The organism is Lachnoclostridium sp. Marseille-P6806 (genome assembly GCF_964238185.1).
Taxonomy (GTDB): domain Bacteria; phylum Bacillota; class Clostridia; order Lachnospirales; family Lachnospiraceae; genus Brotaphodocola.
The window spans coordinates 1-4,232 of the sequence record NZ_CAXSLG010000020.1 but is presented as its reverse complement, the minus strand read 5'-3'; the positions used below and the strand labels follow the sequence as shown (position 1 = coordinate 4,232).

1 protein-coding gene is annotated in these 4,232 nt (G+C 47.6%); it reads right to left on the bottom strand.

Features of this window, described 5'->3' with window-relative positions:
• Window positions 1-3,827 (bottom strand): polysaccharide lyase 8 family protein (locus ACESON_RS15140; RefSeq protein WP_373110754.1); only part of this gene is annotated, 3,827 nt, incomplete at its 3' end.
• Window positions 3,828-4,232: the final 405 nt, after the last annotated feature.

The window sequence follows — 4,232 nt, the reverse complement described above, 5'->3', positions numbered from 1 at the left end:
GTGGCCTTGCGATTCTCCACGAAGTCTGCATTAGACGGTGTTGCTTCCTCGTCCTCAGACAGAATCCACTCATCCTCATCTACAATGTCTGCATCCTCCTCATCGAGAATCTCTGCATTAGACGGTGTTGCTGCCGGTCCGTCTTCCTTCTCAGCCTCACCAATCACCAGAACTGCTCTGGAAGGACCTTCTGCCTCGGATGGAAGAATACTTAAAGCCATACCATATGCAACTGCTGGACTCAGCTCTGCGGCATCCTCAGATATCTCTTCTGCCTCCTCCACTGCATACTCCGTTCCTGCGAATGCCTCCTGATACAGCTCGGAAACAGCCAGAACATCATCAATCATGTAGCGAATCAGCTTATCATTGTCTGTATCCGCAATTTCTTCTACAGCAAGCTTCACAGCCTCTCTGGCCTCTTCAGAATCTGTTCCGTTTTCTTCTGCTGCCTTCAGCGCATTCCTTATGGCGATTTTCAGCTCCTGAATCTCCTGCGGAAGCTCTGCAGATGCCGGACTTCCCAGAGATACATATGCATAGAAGGTCACTCCGGTATCTGTTTCTGCAGTTACAACCAGAGCTGTATTTTTTTCTTCCTCGTCAATCAGAAGCACTCCGTTTTCATCCACTGCAGTACCTTCTGCCAGAGAAACTCCTGTTCCCTGTACAGACCATTCTGTCTGCTGAATTCCCAGACCGTAATCACGGATTTCAAACTCCTGGGAGCTGCCCTTTTCCAGCTGAACTGCTGCCGGAGCAATCGATGCCTGCAGCTGAAGCTCTGCCATAGAAGAAGCGCCGTTGGTTCCCTCCATCTGGAAGGTCAGCACTGTGCTTCCGTCTGCCTTCTGTTCACAGGTTACATTCTCATCCAGACGTTCTTCTGAAGCAACCGGCTTACGAAGGGTAATCTGGATTGTTTCTTTGTTTTTCATAGTCGGATCAGAAACTGCCACGGTCAGCAGGCCTGTCTCTGACTCCTGAAGCATCACAGATGCTGCGCTGCTGCTGGTTACATCATTTACCGATCCGCCGTTTTTATTCCAGAAATTGATTCCGGTCATGTTCAGGCCCTGATGATATACAGCCTGTACGCTCTCGTTATTTTCCAGAACAGCAATCTGAGGAGCTGCCGCATAAGCTTCTGTCTCTTCTGCTGTTTTCTCCGGAAGAAGTACATAGCTGTAATCTGCATTCTTTGGATTCTTTCCGTGATCAATCCACAGCTCCAGGTAATTTTCTGTGCTTTCTCCCTCAAAGGTACCTACATCACTCCAGTTTCCTGTGGTTTTTCCACGACGAGCCTGGATCTCTGTATTCTCCATCGGGAAATAATATCCTGTTCCGGAAGTTTCATTTCCTTCCAGATGAGCCCATCTTACCTGATCAAAAACAGTTCCTGATACATCTGCGCTGCGATCTACCAGCTCCTTAATATCTGCTTCCTTCACAGGAAGGTTCTCTGTCTCTCCATCTACAACAAAACGGTTCTCTCCGTCTTTGTTCAGCTTCTTATTCTCAATCGTTGTCTCTACCGGAAGATCCATTCCTTCGTTTGTAATTCCTGCGCCAAGACAAACAATTTCATTATCAAACATAAACCAGGACTTTTTACCCTTCAGCTTCGGCGCATAAGTAACAGATGCGTCTCCTGCAATTCCTCGGTTCTTTCCGGTAAATGCCATACCGCTGATACCGTAGTTTCCAATGCTGCTTCCGCCTACCCAGCTTTCTGTGCCCAGGAAGTCTCCGCCCTGCGCATAGCCAGAGCTGTCCGGCTTTCCAGTTCCGATATTTACTGGAACAACTGTAGTTCCCGGAAGTCTCAGAGGATTGACCGTATTCCAGAAATTCTCCGTATACTGCTTATCTCCATCGTAAAGATAGGTCATACCATTGCTCTGATGCCATCCAAACCGGTTTTCATGGTTCATAATCTCAGAGTTCTGAATTCGCTCAGAGTACATGGAGACTGCAAACAGATAATCATCCGTTCTGTGAATTGCTCGATCCATTAACGGATAGGATTTATGCACTGCAGGTACATGGCTCTCGATGGAAGAATCTCCCAGAATTTCCAGCGCCTTCTGCTTAATCGGAACATTCTCGGCGCCCTTCAGGCTTTCAACAAAGCCAGGATCCTCTTCCAGCCAGCATTTCAGCGCAGAAAGTGTCTGTGCCTTCGCCTCATCACTGAGAGAATCTACCATCTGAAGGATGATTACCATAGCTTCCCGTCCGGCAGCCTTATTGCTTCCCTGAGGACGCGATACAGAACGGCCCTTCAGGCAGTCCAGCATCATACCCTTGTACATACCGTTTCCGAAGCCCTCTACAATATAGTACTCCAGATTCTTCTGAACCTCTTCTGAATATTTCCACGGAGTTCCTGCAATCAGAGCCGGAATTCTCACGCCGCCCTTCATAAATTCAATTCCGTAGGCGCCCAGATATGGAACACTGATGTGATCCAGATAGGAGCCGTCCGGATAGAAGCCACTCTTGTAACCAGTTTCCGCTATCTTGGAGCTGTCTTCTACCTCCTGGATTACAAATGTCTGAGAAGACGCCTGAATTCCAAGGTAAACCAGCTCATTATCCGCTCTCAGCGCGCCCAATCCTACTGCTGTTGTGGAACAGTCAATAATATTAGCGCCCTGTGCTTTCCGGTAGCCTTTTCCATGGGTGCTTGCCGTGTTAATAGCACCTTCATAGAAGGGATCTGGCTGGAAGAAATACAGCGCTTCTGTATACTTCATAATCTGCTCTTCATTCAGCTCATCCCGGATAAGAATCAGCGCAGGAATCAGATCCTTCTGGATTCCAATTTCCCAGGTCCACCAGTTGTCTGTCTGGCTCTTGGGCACAAAGCATTTTCCGCACAGATAATCCAGAATTTCTATCATATCCTTCAGCAGCGCCTCGTTCTTATATAATGCGCCGCCCTCTGCTGCATATGCCTTGGTCATTGCCAGTAGCTTCTTTACAGAAGGACGGAATTCTACAGCATCATCTTCATAAGGAATGTTTGCATTTCCCTTTGCGCCCTCGTCTTCCTTCCACGGAATTCCCTCGCATACATCTCCCTCTTTGTATACATAAGCATCCCATGCGGTCTGCGCTTCCTCATTCAAAGCTGCTAAGATTTCGGCTCCGCCATCCTCCTGCAAAAGATTTGTGCCAATCAGAGACTCCTTCCAGTTTCTGCGGATTCTTGCATAATCCTCTGCCGTAACCTCTGGAAGCTCAGAAGGATCCACATGAAGAATCTTCACATCCCACTGTTTTGTATTTCCATTATCATCAGACGCAACTACAACCATCTCGCCCTTATGCTTAGCTGTAATCTGTGCATTTCCGTTTTCTGCTTTTTCTACAGCCAACAGATGATCCGCTGTTGCATCTCCTGCCACACGGTCGCCATCCCGCTCGCCTTCTTTCAGTTCCCGCTTGATTTTGGAAAAACCTACATTGCGAAGATAGGTTCCGTCATACTTCCGGAATTTCGTACTCCATGTAACATTTTCTGAAAATCCTTCCGGCTTTGTGAGCTCTGCCGTCTCACCGATTACCAGTGTCACCTGGTCTTCTGTTGCCACCTTGGGGCCATTTTCTTTTGCCCCTGTGTTGTCCGGCTCCACACCATCATTCACGAGCACCAGTTCTGTTCCATAGGCTTCTGCTCCATTCCCCTGCAGCAGTTCGGCCTTATGATCCCATTCTCCTACTGGAGCTGCAGAAACTGTGAGTGCGTTTCCCACAGTCATGGCCGCAATCAGTGCCGTACTGATTCCTCTGCGCATTTTCCGCTTAAAATACATCATACTCTTCTCCTTTTTGGAATTATGCTGCATTTCTTTGAGTCCCCCCGGCTCATTCTATAGCACTTTACAGCAACAGTACTAATTTACCATCACTGCCTGATTTATGAAATTGATTATTTTATGGTTTTCCTCACCTTTTTTCATATCGGTAAATGTGAAAAAAGAGGGTATATAACACCTCGATGTCATATACCCTCTCTTTATCATGTTTTAATACTGCATTCTTATATCAATCGATATTCCCGAGAACTGATAATCCGTAAATCCTTCCTACTTCTGTACCCAGACACCCTGGCTGTCTACCTGATAGCCGTCCGGTGTCATGCCAGACTGATACAGCGCTCCCTGAGGCATTCCTGGGTTCTGCTGCTGATTCACAGTCCATGCAGACTCCTGGCGGGTCCA